11 protein-coding genes and 3 pseudogenes are annotated in these 16,246 nt (G+C 72.8%); 8 read left to right on the top strand and 6 right to left on the bottom strand.

The features are described from left to right. Positions 1–27: 27 nt before the first annotated feature. Together ABZS71_RS02765 and ABZS71_RS02760 are read right to left on the bottom strand one after the other, a co-directional pair. Positions 28–831, bottom strand: coding sequence for a hypothetical protein (locus ABZS71_RS02765; protein WP_356207525.1), 804 nt, complete (start codon positions 829–831; stop codon positions 28–30). A gap of 300 nt (positions 832–1,131) precedes the next feature. Then, positions 1,132–2,853: a PucR family transcriptional regulator ligand-binding domain-containing protein gene (locus ABZS71_RS02760; protein ID WP_355854722.1), complete on the bottom strand. Its 1,722-nt coding sequence runs from the start codon at positions 2,851–2,853 to the stop codon at positions 1,132–1,134. A 278-nt stretch (positions 2,854–3,131) separates the two neighbouring features. On the opposite strand from ABZS71_RS02760, the gene ABZS71_RS02755 reads away from it, so the two are divergent. From ABZS71_RS02755 to ABZS71_RS02725, 7 genes and pseudogenes are all read left to right on the top strand, one after another. After that, the gene (locus ABZS71_RS02755; RefSeq protein WP_356206975.1) at positions 3,132–4,022 is read left to right on the top strand and encodes a xanthine dehydrogenase family protein subunit M; all 891 of its coding nucleotides are present in this window, start codon (positions 3,132–3,134) and stop codon (positions 4,020–4,022) included. Further along, positions 4,013–4,573 carry a (2Fe-2S)-binding protein gene (locus ABZS71_RS02750; RefSeq protein WP_356206972.1) on the top strand — a complete coding sequence of 187 codons (561 nt, stop codon included), beginning with the start codon at positions 4,013–4,015 and terminating at the stop codon, positions 4,571–4,573. Before ABZS71_RS02755 ends, ABZS71_RS02750 begins: the two co-directional genes overlap by 10 nt. A gap of 2 nt (positions 4,574–4,575) precedes the next feature. Next, positions 4,576–6,984: a xanthine dehydrogenase subunit D gene (gene pucD / locus ABZS71_RS02745; RefSeq protein ID WP_356207524.1), complete on the top strand. Its 2,409-nt coding sequence runs from the start codon at positions 4,576–4,578 to the stop codon at positions 6,982–6,984. 57 nt (positions 6,985–7,041) lie between these two features. Further along, positions 7,042–7,269 (top strand): annotated as a pseudogene (locus tag ABZS71_RS02740) (NCS2 family permease); the annotation flags it as partial. 25 nt (positions 7,270–7,294) lie between these two features. Continuing rightward, positions 7,295–8,479, top strand: a complete 1,185-nt coding sequence (locus ABZS71_RS02735) for an XdhC/CoxI family protein (RefSeq protein ID WP_356206970.1) — start codon at positions 7,295–7,297, stop codon at positions 8,477–8,479. A 168-nt stretch (positions 8,480–8,647) separates the two neighbouring features. Continuing rightward, positions 8,648–9,109 (top strand): annotated as a pseudogene (locus ABZS71_RS02730) (glycoside hydrolase family 6 protein); the annotation flags it as partial. 453 nt (positions 9,110–9,562) lie between these two features. Continuing rightward, positions 9,563–10,234, top strand: a pseudogene (locus ABZS71_RS02725) (glycoside hydrolase family 6 protein); the annotation flags it as partial. Between the two features lie 31 nt (positions 10,235–10,265). Here the strand turns inward: ABZS71_RS02725 and ABZS71_RS02720 are convergent. The 4 genes from ABZS71_RS02720 to ABZS71_RS02705 all read right to left on the bottom strand — a co-directional run bounded on the left by ABZS71_RS02720 (position 10,266) and on the right by ABZS71_RS02705 (position 14,432). Continuing rightward, entirely contained in the window at positions 10,266–11,156 is an 891-nt protein-coding gene (locus ABZS71_RS02720; protein ID WP_356206967.1) for a phosphatidylinositol-specific phospholipase C, read from the bottom strand. 165 nt (positions 11,157–11,321) lie between these two features. Next, positions 11,322–11,534, bottom strand: a complete 213-nt coding sequence (locus tag ABZS71_RS02715; protein WP_356206964.1) for a hypothetical protein — start codon at positions 11,532–11,534, stop codon at positions 11,322–11,324. 88 nt (positions 11,535–11,622) lie between these two features. After that, positions 11,623–12,816, bottom strand: coding sequence for a magnesium and cobalt transport protein CorA (locus tag ABZS71_RS02710; protein WP_356206961.1), 1,194 nt, complete (start codon positions 12,814–12,816; stop codon positions 11,623–11,625). 764 nt (positions 12,817–13,580) lie between these two features. Further along, a complete protein-coding gene (locus tag ABZS71_RS02705) occupies positions 13,581–14,432 on the bottom strand; it encodes a LuxR C-terminal-related transcriptional regulator (RefSeq protein WP_355849138.1) in 852 nt (283 codons plus the stop codon). A gap of 133 nt (positions 14,433–14,565) precedes the next feature. Between ABZS71_RS02705 and ABZS71_RS02700 the strand changes: the two genes are divergently transcribed. Beyond that, complete coding sequence (locus ABZS71_RS02700; protein WP_356207522.1) at positions 14,566–16,242, top strand: AMP-binding protein; 1,677 nt, start codon at positions 14,566–14,568, stop codon at positions 16,240–16,242. Positions 16,243–16,246 lie beyond the last annotated feature (4 nt).

Raw genomic sequence — 16,246 nt, 5'->3', positions numbered from 1 at the left:
GCCGGGGGCATCGGTTGCGGGCGGGGGTCAGGCGCTGCGGTCCTTTTGGCCTAATTTCTCCGCGAGCCAGACCGGGACGCCGCCCAGCAGGCGGACCAGGCGGTGTGCTTCCGTGCGGAGGCGGGTGGCCTCCCGGGGGTCCGGTTCCACTTCGGCCAGGGCGGCCAGGGCCGGGGCGATGCCGACCAGGTAGCCCAGCTCTTCGCGGATGCGCAGCGACTCGGCGAAGCCGTGCCGGGCCGCGGGGAGGTCGCCCTCCTCCTCCGCGATACCGGCCAGGTGCCGCCAGGTGGAGGAGCGCAGCAGGTCGTCGCCGTGGGTGTCCGCACCCGTGTGGGCGCGCTGGAAGGCGGCCTGGGCGCCGGTCGGGTTGTGGGCGAGGTGCTGGGAGATCAGCCCGCGCCGGAAGTCCAGCAGCGGGCGGGTCGGGGAGCTGGGCGAGAGCAGCGCGGCGGCGCGGCCGAGGGCGGTCCGCGCCTCGTCGGCCCGGTCGCGTACGCCCAGCAGTGTGGACGCGTACGCCAGATAGCCCCGCTCGCACGCCGTGGCGCCCCGCTGGCCGTCGGTGAGCGCGAGCGCCTCGGCCGCTCGCAGCGCGTCCTCGGCGGCGTCCCACCCCTGGGAGGTGTACATGCACCGCTCGATCAGGACGACGCTGCGCCTGAGCGCCGCCGTGGCGTCGGCCGCGGCGTACGGGGTGAGCAGCTCGGCGGCGTCCTTCCAGCAGCCGCGCGAGCGCAGCCGCCAGACCGCCGTGTCGAGCGGGTCGTCCACGCGTCCCGCTGGTACCTCTGGTACCTCTGGATCGGAATTCGACGATCCAGGTGACATGGCGGTGTCCGCCACATTGCCCTCCCCAAGCGCGCCATTGAGCCGGAAGCCGTGAGCCGAATCTCAGCATGAATGGCGGGCGGGGCCAAGAGGTCGGTGTGAACGAATTCACAAACCGGCCGTGAAAGGGGTGGCTCCTTGAGGCGCTGGTGGGGCGCGGGGGCGTGTGCGGGGCTTGTGGGGGCTCGTCAGCTCGTGCGTCGGTTCACGCGCCAGCTCGTGCGGCTCGTGCGTCGGTTCACGCGTCGGTTCACACGTCGGCTCACGTCAGCTCCGTGGGTTCATCCGCGGCGCGAGCCGTCAGCTCATCCGCAGCGCGAGGAAGAAGTCCAGCTTGTCCTCGAGCCGGGACAGTTCACGCCCGGTCAGCTGCTCGATCCGGCCGACCCGGTAGCGCAACGTGTTGACGTGCAGATGCAGCCGGGCCGCACAGCGCGTCCAGGAGCCGTCGCACTCCAGGAAGGCCTCCAGGGTCGGGATCAGCTCGGCGCGATGGCGGCGGTCGTACTCGCGCAGCGGGTCGAGCAGCCGGGCGGTGAAGGCGCGCCGTACGTCGTCGGGGACGAAGGGGAGCAGCAGGACGTGCGAGGCCAGCTCCTGGTGGCCGGCCGCGCAGACCCGGCCGGGGCGCGCGGCGGCGACGCGGCGGGCGTGCCGGGCCTCCTCCAGGGCGCCGCGCAGCCCGTCGGCGGAGTGCACGGCGGCGCTGACGCCGAGGGTCAGCCGGCCGTCGCCGTCCAGACCGCGGGAGAGCGGTTCGCGGACGGCGGCGAGCAGCGTGTCCGCGTGCAGCCCCTCGTCATGGGAGGGCGCGCTGTCCGGGGAGTCGTTCGCGGGGGCGTCGGAGAGCGCCGGGAGCGGTACGAGCGCCACGGCCTCGTCGCCGGTGTGCGCGACGGCGATCCGGTCGGAGGGCTCGGGCCCGGACGCCTCCGGGTCGACCAGGACCTCCTCCAGCAGCGCCTGGGCGACCGGGCCGCCCGGGACGCCGCCGCTGGGAGCACCGCCGCTCTGGGGATCGCTGTCTCCCCACTCCACGCGCGCCACCACCACCTGCCAGTGCGGCGCGGTGCCGAGCCCCGGCAGCAGCACCGGGGCCGCCACCCGCAGTCGGGCCGCGATCTCGGCGGGCGGCGCGCCCGTCTGGACCAGCTCCAGCACCTCCTGGGCGAGCCGCCGCCGCACGGTGCGGGCCGCGTCGCGCCGGCCGCGCTCGACCGCGATCAGCCGGGTGACGCCGTGGAGCAGCTCCAGCCGCTCCTCCGGCCAGTCGCCGGCGTCCGCGCCGACGACCAGCAGCCAGTCGGAGAGCACGGTCTGGCCTACGTCGCCGGAGTCGCCGCTGCGGATGGGGAAGACGGAGTACGTCACGCCGTTCGCGGCCGTCAGCCGGAGCGGGCCCCGGCGCCCGGTGCGCCGCGCCGCCAGATGTTCGCCCGCGAGCTGCGCGCGGACCGCGGGCGGCAGCTGCGCGGCCGTGTCGTCGGCGGTCGGGCCCGCGATCCTGCGGCCGGTGGGGGAGAGCACCCATGCCGGCAGGTCGAGGTCGGAGCCGAGCAGATCCAGGAACACCTCCGGGCCGCCGCCCGCCGGCCCCGAGGTCATCAGCCGCCGGTGCCGGTCCACGACGGCCGCGAGATCCCCGGCCCGCTCGCCGGAGACCTGGCGCACCACATGCTCGGTGATCGACGCGAACGAGACATCCTCGACGACGGAGAACAGCGGCAGCCGGTGCCGGCCGCAGGCCAGCACCAGATCCTCGGGGACGGCGCCGAGCTCCGCCTCGCCCGCCGCGAGCCCGGCCACCCCGGCGGCGGCGAGGATCCGTACGAACCGCTCGGAGTCCTCCGGCTCGCGCCGCCAGGCGAGCCCCGTCAGCACGAGCTCACCGCCCGACAGATAGCGGCTCGGGTCGCGCAGATCGGTGGTCATCACGCCGCGCACGGTGCGGTCCAGCTCGTCCTCGCCGCCGAGCAGGCGCAGGCCCAGGGCGTCGGTGTCCAACAGTGCGCGCAGCCGCATGGTGATGCCAGCCGATCTTCTCTTCGTCGCCGGTGGAATGTTGCCGGTGGAATACCGCGAGGTTTCGGGGCCTCGTCGTTCGTTCGAATCTACAAGACCAGCCCGCTGGCCAGCCAACTGCTTCATGTCTTCGGTGACTGCACCAGGTGGCCCACACCTCGGTCTACTGGCGGAAAGCCCGCGTCCATAGTTCTTGAGGGCCCCGTCCGGACCCCGTCCCCCGCCACCCCGCCCGATCGTCCCGCCTGCCCGCCGACTCGAGATTCGAGAAGAGAACCATGGACTTCCTGCGCCCCGCCGGCTGGGAGGAGGCGCTCGCCGCCAAGGCCGAGCATCCCACCGCCGTGCCCATCGCGGGCGGCACCGATGTGATGGTCGAGATCAACTTCGACCATCGGCGGCCCGAGTACCTGCTGGATCTGAACCGCGTCGGCGAGCTGGCCGAGTGGGAGGTGGGGGAGCGTACGGTCCGGCTGGGCGCGGGGGTCCCGTACACCCGGATCATCGAGGAGCTGCGCGCCGAGCTGCCGGGGCTGGCGCTCGCCGCGCACACCGTCGGCTCGCCGCAGATCCGCAACCGCGGCACTGTGGGCGGCAACCTCGGCGCCGCCTCGCCCGCCGGGGACGCCCATCCCGCGCTGCTGGCGGCCGGGGCCGGGGTCGAGGTGGCGTCGGTGCGGGGGACACGGCTGATCCCGGTCGAGGAGTTCTACACCGGGGTCAAGCGCAACGCCCTGGAGCCCGACGAGCTGATCAGGGCCGTCCACATCGAGAAGGCCGACGGACCGCAGCAGTTCTCCAAGGTCGGCACCCGCAACGCCATGGTCATCGCGGTGTGCGCGTTCGCCGTGGCGCTCCATCCGCGCACCCGCACGGTGCGCACCGGTATCGGTTCGGCCGCGCCCACGCCCGTACGCGCCCGCGAGGCCGAGGAGTTCCTGACCGCCGCGCTCGCGGAGGGCGGCTTCTGGGAGAGCGGGGAGCGTATCACCCCGTCCGTCGCCCGGCAGTTCGCCGAGCTGTGCTCGGGTGCCTGCAGTCCGATCGACGACGTACGCGGCAGTGCGAAGTACCGCCGTCACGCGGTGGCGGTGATGGCCCGCCGCACACTCGGCTGGACCTGGGAGGCGTACCGCGAGGGAAACGAGAGGACCGCACAGTGCGCGTGAACGTCACGGTCAACGGCCGGCCGCAGGAGGCCGACGACGTCTGGGAGGGCGAGTCCCTGCTGTATGTGCTGCGTGAGCGGCTGGGGCTGCCGGGCTCGAAGAACGCCTGTGAGCAGGGCGAATGCGGGTCGTGCACGGTCCGGCTCGACGGAGTGCCGGTGTGCGCGTGTCTGGTGGCGGCGGGGCAGGCCGAGGGGCGCGAGGTGGTCACCGTCGAGGGGCTGGCGGACTTCGCCGAGCGGCGCGCGACGGGCGCGGGCGAGTCGCGCGGCCGAAGCGTGGACGAGGCGAGGCGCCGGCGGCCCGCGCCGGGCGGCGGCGCCCCGCTCGCCCCCGTCCAGCAGGCGTTCATCGACGCCGGCGCCGTCCAGTGCGGCTTCTGCACCCCCGGGCTGCTCGTCGCCGCCGATGAGCTGCTGGAGCGCAATCCCGACCCCTCCGACGCCGACATCCGCGAGGCCCTGTCCGGCAATCTCTGCCGCTGCACCGGCTACGAGAAGATCCTTGACGCGGTCCGGCTCGCGGCCGCCCGCACCGGGGAGGCGGTGTGACCATGGGAGCCGGCCGCACCCCCACCACGGTCACCCAGTCCAGCAGTGCCACCCAGGGCACCATCGGCGAGTCCACGCTGCGCCCCGACGGCACGCTCAAGGTGACCGGTGAGTTCGCGTACTCGTCCGATCTGTGGCACGAGGACATGCTGTGGGGCTTCACCCTCCGCAGCCCGTACGCGCACGCCGAGATCAGGTCCATCGACATCGGCGAGGCCGTCGCCCTGCCCGGGGTGTACGCCGTGATGACCCACGACGACCTGCCGGCCGCGACCCACTACGGTCTGGAGATCCGCGACCAGCCCGTGCTCGCCAAGGACCGGGTCCGCTACCACGGCGAGGCGGTCGCGATCGTCGCCGCCGACCACCCCGAGACCGCCCGCCGCGCCGCCGCCAGGATCAAGGTGGAGTACGCGGAGCTGCCGCTGGTCGTCGACGAGGCCACGGCCACCGCGCCGGGGGCGCCGCTGCTCCACCCCGGCCGGGACGACCACCACGCGAGCCATGTCCCGCACCCCAACATCGTGCACCGCCAGCCCGTCGAGCGCGGCGATGTCGCCGGCGCCAGGGTCCGCGCCGATGTGGTCGTCCGCCGGGACTACGAGGTCGGCATGCAGGACCAGGCGTTCCTCGGCCCCGAGTCGGGGCTCGCGGTGCCCGCCGAGGACGGTGGCGTCGACCTCTACATCGCCACCCAGTGGCTGCACGTCGACCGCGATCAACTCGCCCCGGTGCTGGGGCTGCCCGCCGACAAGGTGCGGCTGACGCTGTCGGGGGTGGGCGGGGCGTTCGGCGCGCGCGAGGATCTGTCCATGCAGGCGCACGCGTGTCTGCTGGCGCTGCGCACCGGCAAGCCCGTCAAGATCGTTTACAACCGGTACGAGTCGTTCTTCGGCCATGTCCACCGGCACCCCGCCAAGCTCACCTATGAGCACGGCGCGACGCGCGACGGTGAGCTGGTCTACGTCCAGTGCCGCATCGTCCTGGACGGTGGGGCGTACGCCTCCTCCTCCCCGGCGGTTGTCGGCAACGCCGCCTCCCTGGCGATCGGCCCCTACGTCGTCGAGCACGTCGACGTCGAGGCCATCGCCCTCTACTCCAACAACCCGCCCTGTGGCGCGATGCGCGGCTTCGGCGCGGTCCAGGCGTGCTTCGCGTACGAGGCGCAGATGGACGCGGTGGCCGGGGAACTCGGTCTGGACCCGGTCGAGTTCCGGCAGCGCAACGCCATGGCGCAGGGCGCGACCATGCCCACGGGACAGGTGGTCGACTCCCCGGCCCCGGTCGCCGAGCTGCTGCGCCGCGTCAAGGCGCTCCCGATGCCGCCGGAGCGGCAGGGGGTCCCCCCGGACGGAGTCCGGGGGAGGGAAGCGCTCGGCTCGCTGGACGTACGGGCCCTGCCGGGCGGGCTGTCCAACACCACCCACGGCGAGGGCGTGGTGCGCGGGGTCGGCTATGCGGTCGGCATCAAGAACGTCGGCTTCTCCGAGGGCTTCGACGACTACTCCACGGCCCGGATCCGGCTCGAGGTCATCAATGGCGAGGCCGTCGCCCTGGTGCACACCGCGATGGCCGAGGTCGGCCAGGGCGGCGTCACCGTCCACGCCCAGATCGCCCGCACCGAACTCGGCGTCAGCCAGGTCACCATCCACCCCGCCGACACCCAGGTCGGCTCGGCGGGCTCCACCTCCGCCTCCCGCCAGACGTATATGACGGGCGGCGCGATCAAGCACACCTGCGAGGCCGTACGGGAAGAGGTGCTGCGGCGCGGCCGCGAGCGCTTCGGCTCCCACCACCCCGCGTGGGCGACCGCCGAACCGCTGCTGGAGGGCGGCAAGGTGGTCGCCGACGGCGGCGAGGTGATCGGTGACCTCGCCGAGATCCTCGGCGACGAGGCGATCGATATCGAGAAGGAGTTCCGGCACCGGCCGACCGAGCCGTTCGATCTTCGGACCGGGCAGGGCTTCGGTCATGTCCAGTACTCCTTCTGCGCCCATCGCGCGGTCGTCGAGGTCGACACGGAGCTGGGGCTGGTCAAGGTGATCGAGCTGGCGGCGGCCCAGGACGTCGGCAAGGCGCTCAATCCGCTGTCGGTGGTGGGCCAGATCCAGGGCGGTTCGATGCAGGGGCTGGGCCTGGCGGTGATGGAGGAGATCGTCGTCTCGGCGGACGGGGCGCGGGTCCGCAATCCGTCCTTCACCGACTATCTGATCCCCACCATCCTGGACACCCCGACAATCCCCGTGGATGTGCTGGAACTGGCCGATGACAACGCGCCGTACGGGCTGCGCGGGGTCGGCGAGGCACCCACGCTCTCCTCGACCCCGGCCGTCGTCGCCGCCATCCGCGCGGCGACGGGCCTCCCCCTGAAACGCGTCCCCGTCCGCCCGGAGCACCTGACGGGCACGTGACCGTTGCTCCTCCTGGGGGCTCCGCCCCCTGGACCCCGCCGGGGCCGGCCGGGGCGGGACTGGGCCGATCGGGGGGTGGCCATTCCGGTCTTTCCGACCGGGGCCCTGACGCCGTTCACCTGCTCCATCACCGCCGGGGTCGGCGCGGGAGTGATCGCATACACCGCGATCAAGGGGGCGCAGGGCAGAATTCGGGAGCCCGGAGCGTTCAATTGGGTATTGACGGCCGTTTTCATCAGCTATTTCGCGCTGGACCCGATCGAGCACGGGGTCGGAGCCACGTAGCAGCGGGCACAAGGAGCTGATCATCATGCTGGACATCGCTGCCGAGCTGCACCGCTGGTGCGAGGAGGGGCGTGACTTCGCCGTCGCCACGGTGGTGTCCGTCGGCGGCAGCGCGCCCCGTCAGCCCGGCGCGGCCCTCGCGGTCGACGCCGACGGAACGGCGGTCGGCAGCGTGTCCGGCGGCTGTGTCGAGGGCGCGGTGTACGAGCTGTGCCAGGAGGCGCTGCGGACCGGCGAGACGCTGCGCGAGACCTTCGGCTACTCCGACGAGGACGCCTTCGCGGTGGGCCTGACCTGCGGCGGGACCATCGATGTCCTGGTCACGCCGGTCCCGGCCGCCGACCGCCCCCTCCGCCCGGTCCTGGCCGCCGCCGCTCGCTCCGCGGCGGACGGAGGGAGGGCCACGGCTCTTGTGCGGGTGGTGGACGGCCCGCCGGATCTCCTGGGCCGCGCCCTGCTCGTACGCTCCGACGGGACGTACGAGGGCGGCTTCGCCGCGCTCCCGGGCCGTGCCGGCCCCGCCTCGGACCGCACCGTGCTCGACCGCACCGCCGCGGCGGAGGCACGGGCGCTGCTGGACGCCGGGCGCACCGCGACCGTGGTCGTCGGTGCCGAGGGGAGCCGGTGCGGGCAGGCGGTGACGTTGCTGGTCGAGTCCAGCGTGCCGGCCCCGCGCATGATCGTCTTCGGTGCGATCGACTTCGCGAGCGCGCTCGTGCGGATCGGGAAGTTCCTCAACTACCACGTGACGGTCTGCGACGCCCGCCCTGTCTTCGCGACCGCGCACCGCTTCCCGGACGCCGACGAGGTGGTCGTCGACTGGCCGCACCGCTATCTCGACACGGTCGAGGTGGACGCCCGGACGGTGCTGTGCGTGCTCACCCACGACGCGAAGTTCGACGTGCCGCTGCTGGAGCGGGCGCTGCGGCTGCCCGTCGCGTACGTCGGGGCGATGGGCTCGCGCCGTACCCATCTGGACCGGCTGCGGCGGCTACGCGACGTCGGCGTGGGCGAGCGGGACCTGGCACGGCTGCGCTCCCCGATCGGGCTCGACCTCGGCGCCCGCACCCCGGAGGAGACCGCCCTGTCCATCGCGAGCGAGATCGTCGCAAGTCGGCGGGGTGGCAGCGGGGCGCCGCTCACGGGGGTGCGGACCCCGATCCACCATGACACCCACCCGCCCACGGGCCGGATCGGGTCCGTCGCTTGACGATCATCTGATCTAACGCCACTCCTGGGCGGGAAACCCGTTCCGCCACCTGGCGGAAGGGGCGTTGCCGGGCGCCGGTTTCTGAGTGAGAGTCAGAAAACCGACCGTGGCCCCGCCGCCCCCTGGAGTGCGCCTGTGCGAAAGAGACGGAAAACCTTCATCGTGCCGATGGCCGTTCTGGCCGCGACCACCCTGCCTCTGCTGATGACTCCCGCCGTGAACGCGGCCGTGCAGAAGGGCGGCGACGAGCCCTCGCGCAGGGTCCGTCTCTATGTGCCGCCGTCCGACCGGGACTCCTACCGCCAGGTGACCCGGCTCGCCTGGCGGGGCGCCTACCGCGACTCCGTCGGGCTCCTCTCCATGGTGCGTACGCCACAGGCGGTCTGGTACGGGGACGAGACGCCGGAGCAGGTCGAGCGGATGGTCCGCAGGACCACCCGCCGCGCCCACTGGCAAGGAGCGCTGCCGGTCCTCGCCCTCTACGACGTCCCCGGCCGTGACTGCGGCAGCTACTCCAGCGGCGGAGCGCGGAGCGCCGCCGAGTACGAGGCGTGGATCGACGCCGTCGCCGAGGGCATCGGCGACCGCGAGGCGCTCGTCGTCCTCGAGCCCGACTCGCTGGCGCTGCTGCCGTCCGACTGCCCGGCGGAGGAGGACACGGGCGCCGCCGGGCAGGAGCAGGGCGGTACGGATGCGCGGCCGGGCGCCGTGCCCGGCGGTGCCGTGGCCGATCCGGCCGCCCCCGCCGAGGGCAGTACGGATGCGCAGCAGGGCACGGTGCCCGCCGCGACCGACAACGCCGATAGGGCCACCCCCACACCCAAGCCCACGCTCACCGAGCTCCCCCCGCTGCCCGACCCGAACGGGCCGACGGCTCCGGCGGCGCAGACCGCCCCCGCGGCCGAGGCCCCCGTAGCCCAGACCGCCGCACCTCGGACCGACGCACCCCAGACCCCCGCGGCCGACCCCGCCCCGACGCCCACTCCCACCCCGGACCCCGACCCCGCGATCCCCCCTGTCGACGACCCGGCCGCCGCCGGACGCCTCGACGAGCCCGACGACCCCACCGCCGAGGACGACCCGCAGACCGTCGCCCGCTACTCCGAGATCCACTACGCGGTCGACGCCCTCTCCGCGCTCAGCCACACCATGGTCTACCTGGACGCGGGCCATGCGGGCTGGCATGCCGTCAGCAGCATCGTGCCCCGCCTCATCACGGCCGGGATCGACGAGGCCACCGGCTTCGCCGTCAACGTCTCCCACTACCAGACGGACAAGGCCAACGCCTGGTACGGGCGGCTCGTCTCCTCCTGCCTCGCCTACGTCGACGACGGCGGAGACCCCGAGGACTGCGCCGACCAGACCTGGTCGCGGCGGCACGCCCGCGCCTGGATGCGCGCCCACGCACCGGCCGATCCGGCCCGTATGAAGCACTTCGTCACCGACACCAGCCGCAACGGCCGCGGCCCGTGGACGCCCAGGACCAGTGAGCACATCGACCCCCAGGCGTGGTGCAACCCGCCCGGCCGCGGACTGGGCACCCGGCCCACCACCCGTACGGGCGATCCGCTGCAGGACGCGGCGCTGTGGGTGAAGACGCCCGGGGAGTCGGACGGACGGTGTCTGCGCGGTACGGCCGGGCCCCAGGACCCGGAGCGGGGGACGGTCAACCCCGACGCGGGGCAGTGGTTCCCGGAACAGGCCCTGGAGCTCGTACGCCACGCACGCCCGGTGGTCGGCGTCCGCCGCCGCTGACCACCCGCTTCTTCTCCCTCCCCGCTCCTCGTCAGGCCGTCGGGTTGTGCCGGACCAGGGCGTCGACCAGGCCGGATGTGGTGTTCGGGAAGTCCATCGGGACGATGCCGAGCCCCGTCCAGCCCTGGGCCTCCGAGCCCTCCAGGAAGGACTTGACCTGGGGGTTGAGACGGTCCGCGTTGGAGCGGGGCGGGAGGAGGGCGGCGGTGCTGACGTAGTTCATGAAGAGCTTGCCGGGCTGGGCCGCCGCCTTGCGGAACTGGCCCTCGATCTTCGGGTACTTGCCGAACGGCTCCGCCATGTAGTCGTCCTGGATGTCGAAGAGCTGCGCGTCGGCGTACCGCACCCCCGGCATGTTGTCGGAGTCGGCGAGCAGCACGACCCTGCCGCGGGCCTGGCCCAGGGTGGGCAGGGTGCTGTCGAGACGGAAGAGCGAGCGCCAGCCCTTGCCGTCGAGGTAGGTGTCGAAGATCCGGCGGAACTCGGCGGCGCTCTCCTCCGAGTACTCCTGCTTGACCCGCATCAGCACCGTCTCCGACGGATGCGCGGAGAGGAAGGAGCGGCAGGCGCCCAGCACATCGTCGAAGTTGAGATTCTGGTAGAAGGCGCCGTGGTGGATGGGGAAGGCGTTGTCGAAGGCGCGGCAGCGGATGTCCAGGAAGCGGATGCCGCTGTTCAGCTGGTCGGCGATGGTGGTGTTCTGGCACTCCGTCCAGGGGCCGCCGTAGCGCGCGCCGGAGTCATGGGTTCCGGGCAGCGTCAGCCGCTGGACGGGCGTGGCGTCGGCGATGGCGGACAGCCAGTCCTGGGCGGCCAGCGGCCGGGGCGGTGCGGCGATCGCCGTCGCCGCCCCGCCCGCGGCGGTGATCAGCCCCGCGGTGGAGAGGGCGGCCGCGCCCCTGAGAAACCCTCGCCGGTCCATACGCATACTCCTGTCGCTCGCCTGTTCGTACCGTGCCGAACGGCATCGAAGCACAACCAGCCCGGGAAATCTGCCAGTTGAGGCGAGAGACGGATCAGGACCGCCGGGCGAGTTCCTCCACCCGGGTCTGCAGCCCCGTCACATGGTGCTCGGATTCCGGCTTCATCAGCACGCTGCGCAGGATCCGCGCGCCCGATAGCCGACGATGGCGGCGGGATGCGGGGGCTTGAGTATCTGTCCGGCGTAACGGGAATGAAAAAAGGGGTAGTTGTCCTTCAGCCGCTTTGTGAACTCCCTGAACGCCTCGGCGAACCTGGTGTCGTCGATGTCGAGCGACGGATGGGCCGGAAACGGGCCGAACCCCTCCGACCACTCCATCGGTGTTCGGCCTTCCCTCGCGCAGAAGATTTGAGCCCAAACGTATGGGGGTGCGCGCGAGCTCGGCAACCATCGGGACACCGGATTCTCAGAGCCAGCCGCGGCGCTTGAAAACGAGGTAGAGGCTGACGCACACCACCGCCATCAGCACAATCGCGAAGGGATACCCCAGCACCCAGTCCAGCTCCGGCATATGAGTGAAGTTCATGCCGTAGATGGTGCCGACGAGGGTCGGCGCGAAGAGGATGGCCGCCCAGGCGGAGATCTTCTTGACCTCTTCGTTCTGCTCGAATCCGGCCTCCGCCAGCGCCCTCATCTCCGCGTTCTGCTGCTGGGTCACCAAGGTGGCGTTCACCGCGAGAATGTCGCTGAGGGCCGAGCGGAAGCCGTCCACGCGCTCGCTGGTGTGGGTCACGTGGTCGGCGACATCGCGCAGATAGCGCTGCAGCTCGTCGTCGGTGCCGTACTTGTCGAAGCCCGCCATCAGACCGTGCAACATTCCCACCAGCGGGCGGGTCGCCCGCTGGAACTCGACCATTTCGCGGGAGAGTTCATAGATACGGCGCGACACCTCGGGGTCGCCGCGGAAGACCTCGGTCTCGATTTCGTCGATGTCGTTCTGCACCCCCGCGACCACCGGGGCATAGCCGTCCACCACCGCGTCCAGGATCGCGTACAGCACGGCCTCGGGGCCCAGCGCCAGCAGCTCGGGCGTCGTCTCCATCCGGCCGCGCACCGCGGACAGATCCGGGGCGGCGCCGTGCCGGACGGTGATGACGAAGTCGGGGCCCACGAAGACATGCAGCTCGCCGAAGTCGACTTCCTCGGCCGCGTCGAGGTAGCGGGCGGCCCGCAGCACCACGAACAGCGTGTCGCCGTATCGCTCCAGCTTGGGCCGCTGATGGGCCTCCAGCGCGTCCTCGATGGCCAGCTTGTGCAGATCGAACTCCTGAGCGAGCGAGAGCAGCTCCGCCTCGCTCGGCCGGTAGAGCCCGATCCACGCCATGGCGCCCGGCGCCTCGCGCAGCCGCCGGTAGGTCGCGGCGAGGGTGTCGGGCGTGCCGACCCGGCGGCCGTCGCGGTAGACCGCCGCGTCGACCACACTGCGCTCGTCGGTGGCGGGGGCGGCATCGGCGGAGGAGTCGGGCCGGGACTCACCGCGCGAGGGGCCCGGGGGCGCCGGGGCGGGCCGCGGGGTGGAATTGGCCCGGCCCGTCCCGGCGGGGCGCAGCCAGGGGTACCGCTTCGTCGGGCGCGGGGTGCGGGAGCGGCGCTCGGGCATGAGGGGTCCTTACGGGTAGCGGACGCTGGGCGGGGCAACGGGGCACACCACAGACGCCGCCACCGGGCCGGGGGCCGGGGTCGAGCCGGGCGTCGCGCTGGGCGTCGCGCTCAGGCTCGGACCAGCCGGGCCGGGGTGGCGCCTCGCGGCATGCGACTGGGAGGTTCACTGTTCATCGCGGACCTCACCTCCTTGTCGCGGGCGCACGGGCGCGGAGCACTGGCCTCAATGCAGGATATCCCCGCAAATGCCCACGTGGCGGCCCGGGGCCCCGGCGGGCCCCCGGCTCCGCCGAGCCCCGGGCTCCGGTGCGCGGGGCAGGGGCGGCAGGGCGCCACGGACGGCCCGCGCCGCCGCGCCGCGGTGACGGTCACCCGGGTCTCATCCGGCCGGTGGCGGCGACGACGCGGCGCCGGGCGCGTGCGGCGCCTCGTCGGCCGCCGCGATGTCGCGGCAGCGGGCGCCCGGCAAGCGGTACGACGGCGACCGGCCCGGCCGCGTCGAAGAGCGTCGCAAGGCAGCGTGATCTCCTTGCGCCCCGGCTTCCGGGGGCGCGGTCCGTGCTCGCCGCCGCCGGCCGGGCCCGCGCCGCCGTGGTCGGGCCGCGGCGTGGCGCGCGATACCCGCGGCTCGGTACGAGCACGGGCACGGCGCCCACAGGGCCGAGCCGGGGTGCCGCGCGGGGCGGCGTTGTCCGTGCCCGGACCGGCACCCGGGCCCCGGTGCGCCGCGCGGGGACGGCACCCCGGGCTCGCCGTCGCCCCCTACGGCAGGAGCCCCGCCCGGCGAGCCTCGACCACCGCGTGCAAGCGCGTTTGTGCCCCCAACTTCCGCATACAGGAGCGCAGATAGCTCTTCACCGTCTCCGGCCGCAGCCCCAGCCGGTCCGCCGCCGCCGAGTTCGTGGCGCCCGAGGCCACGCAGGCCAGTACGTCCACCTCGCGCGGTGACAGCTCCACCACCTGCCGGGCCGACGGCTCACGGCCGGTGCCCGAGGAGGCCCGGGCCAGGCGGCCGCAGGCGGTGAGGATCTCCGCTCGTAGCTGCGGGTCCGGGACGCGGTGCGCGAGCGCGCGGAGGTCGACATGGGCCTTGCGCACCTCCTCCCACAGCGCCGGATCGGTATCCGCGGCCGATGGCGGCTGATGTGCCACGGTCATCAGCCGCTGCGCTTCCTCCTGCACCGCGAGCGACTGCTCGAGTTCGCGCGCCGCCTCCACCGCCGCGCTCAGGGCGCGGTCGCCGAGCATCAGCGGCTGGCGCAGCGCGCCGTACAGCACTCCGCGCACCCGGCCCCGTACGACGACCGGCACCGCCAGCATCGAGCGCAGCCCCTCGGCGCCCACCACCGCGTCGTACTCATGGCTGATCGCCCGCGAGGTGGGGTAGTCCGCCACCGAGATCGGCCGGGACATGGTGAGCACCTTGCCGCCCAGCCCGTTGCCCGGCGTGATGGCGAGCCCGTGCAGGGCGTTGGTGGTGGTCCCGGTGAGTTCGGAGATACGGAACTGCCGTGAGCCCGTGAAGAGCCCGCCGAACGCGACGGGCAGTCCACCGCGCCGGCGCATTCGCTGCAGCGTGGTCCGTACGTCGACGGCCCGGTCCGATTCCGCCACGGCCACCTCCCGGAAATACCGCCACCCCCGTCCGGGGGTGGTGAGACTCAGATCACTCGTCGCACGATGCTAGCGATCGGTACGTCAATCAGGAGGACAAGTGACAGCAAAGAGTCCGTCTCGCGACTTCCGCATGGCACGGGACTTCCTTCTCGACCACCGGGACGACTACACGGCGGCATACGAGGGGTTCAGCTCACCACGCCCCACCCACTTCAACTGGGCACTGGACTGGTTCGACCACATCGCCGACACAAGCGGCGACCGTACCGCGCTGCACATCGTCGAGGAAGACGGCCAAGAGATCCGCGTGAGCTTCGACGAGATGCGCCGCCGCTCCGACCGGGCCGCGCACTGGCTGCGCGCCCAGGGGGTCCGGGCCGGGGACCGCATCGTGGTCATGCTGGGCAACCAGGTCGAGCTGTGGGAGACGGCGCTGGCGGCGATGAAGCTGCGCGCCGTCGTCATCCCGGCCACCCCGCTGCTCGGCCCGCTCGACCTCGCGGACCGCATCGACCGCGGCAAGGCGAAACATGTGATCGTGCGGGCCGCGGACGCCGGGAAGTTCGCCGAGGTGGCGGGCGCCTACACGCGGATCGCCGTCGGCGGCGCACCGGCCGGCTGGCTGGCGTACGAGGACGCCCGTACGGCCGACGTGACGACGGGCGGCACCCAGGACGACGAGCCCTTCGTACCCGACGGGCCCACCCTCGCCGGCGACCCCCTGATGCTGTACTTCACCTCCGGCACGACCGCCCGCCCCAAACTCGTCGAACACACCCATATCTCGTACCCCATCGGACATCTGGCGACGATGTACTGGATCGGGCTCAAACCGGGCGATATGCACCTCAACATCTCCTCCCCGGGCTGGGCCAAGCACGCCTGGTCCAACCTCTTCGCCCCCTGGAACGCCGAGGCGACCGTCTTTGTCCACAACTACACGCGCTTCGACCCCACCCGCCTGATGGCGGAGATGGACCGCTGCGGGATCACCACCTTCTGCGCCCCGCCCACCGTCTGGCGCATGCTCATTCAGGCCGATCTCACCCAGCTGCGCACCCCGCCCCGCGAGGCCGTCGCCGCGGGCGAGCCGCTCAACCCCGAGGTCATCGAGCATGTGCGGCGCTCCTGGGGCGTGACGGTCCGGGACGGTTTCGGCCAGACCGAGACCGCCGTCCAGGTCGCCAACACCCCCGGTCAGCCGCTCAAGACCGGCTCGATGGGCCGGCCGACCCCCGGTTTCAGGGTCGTCCTGCTCGATCCGGTCACCGGCCGGCCCGGCGACGAGGGCGAGATCTGTCTCGATCTGACGGGCCCCGACGGCCGCCCCGTCGGCCTGATGACCGGCTACGAGGGTGATGAGGAGCGCACCGCCGAGGCCACCGCCGGCGGCTACTACCGCACCGGGGACATCGGCTCGCGCGACGCCGACGGCTACATCACCTACATCGGCCGCTGCGACGACGTATTCAAGAGCTCCGACTACAAGGTCTCGCCCTTCGAGCTGGAGAGCGCCCTGCTGGAGCACGAGGCGGTCGCCGAGGCCGCCGTCGTCCCGGCGCCCGACCCGCTGCGGCTGGCCGTGCCGAAGGCGTACATCGTGCTGGCGGAGGGGTGGGAGCCCGGACCGGACACCGCGAAGGCGCTCTTCGCCCACTCCCGTGCGGTGCTGGCCCCGTACAAGCGGGTCCGCCGTCTGGAGTTCGCGGAGCTGCCCAAGACCGTCTCCGGCAAGATTCGCCGCATCGAGCTGCGCGAGCGCACCGCGCGCGGCGACGGCGTCGAGTTTCGTGAGGAGGGGGCATGAGCCC

The organism is Streptomyces sp. NPDC005393 (genome assembly GCF_040606675.1).
Lineage (GTDB): Bacteria > Actinomycetota > Actinomycetes > Streptomycetales > Streptomycetaceae > Streptomyces.
The sequence above is the reverse complement of the archived record's forward strand: the minus strand, read 5'-3'. Positions and strand labels throughout refer to the sequence as shown.

Coding starts and splice junctions, on each gene's coding strand:
- ABZS71_RS02710 (WP_356206961.1), bottom strand. CDS start 12,816: ATGCCCGAGCGCCGCTCCCGCACCCCGCGCCCGACGAAGCGGTACCCC.
- ABZS71_RS02720 (WP_356206967.1), bottom strand. CDS start 11,156: ATGGACCGGCGAGGGTTTCTCAGGGGCGCGGCCGCCCTCTCCACCGCG.
- ABZS71_RS02765 (WP_356207525.1), bottom strand. CDS start 831: ATGTCACCTGGATCGTCGAATTCCGATCCAGAGGTACCAGAGGTACCA.
- ABZS71_RS02760 (WP_355854722.1), bottom strand. CDS start 2,853: ATGCGGCTGCGCGCACTGTTGGACACCGACGCCCTGGGCCTGCGCCTG.
- ABZS71_RS02755 (WP_356206975.1), top strand. CDS start 3,132: ATGGACTTCCTGCGCCCCGCCGGCTGGGAGGAGGCGCTCGCCGCCAAG.
- ABZS71_RS02715 (WP_356206964.1), bottom strand. CDS start 11,534: ATGGAGTGGTCGGAGGGGTTCGGCCCGTTTCCGGCCCATCCGTCGCTC.
- ABZS71_RS02735 (WP_356206970.1), top strand. CDS start 7,295: ATGCTGGACATCGCTGCCGAGCTGCACCGCTGGTGCGAGGAGGGGCGT.
- ABZS71_RS02700 (WP_356207522.1), top strand. CDS start 14,566: ATGGCACGGGACTTCCTTCTCGACCACCGGGACGACTACACGGCGGCA.
- pucD (WP_356207524.1), top strand. CDS start 4,576: ATGGGAGCCGGCCGCACCCCCACCACGGTCACCCAGTCCAGCAGTGCC.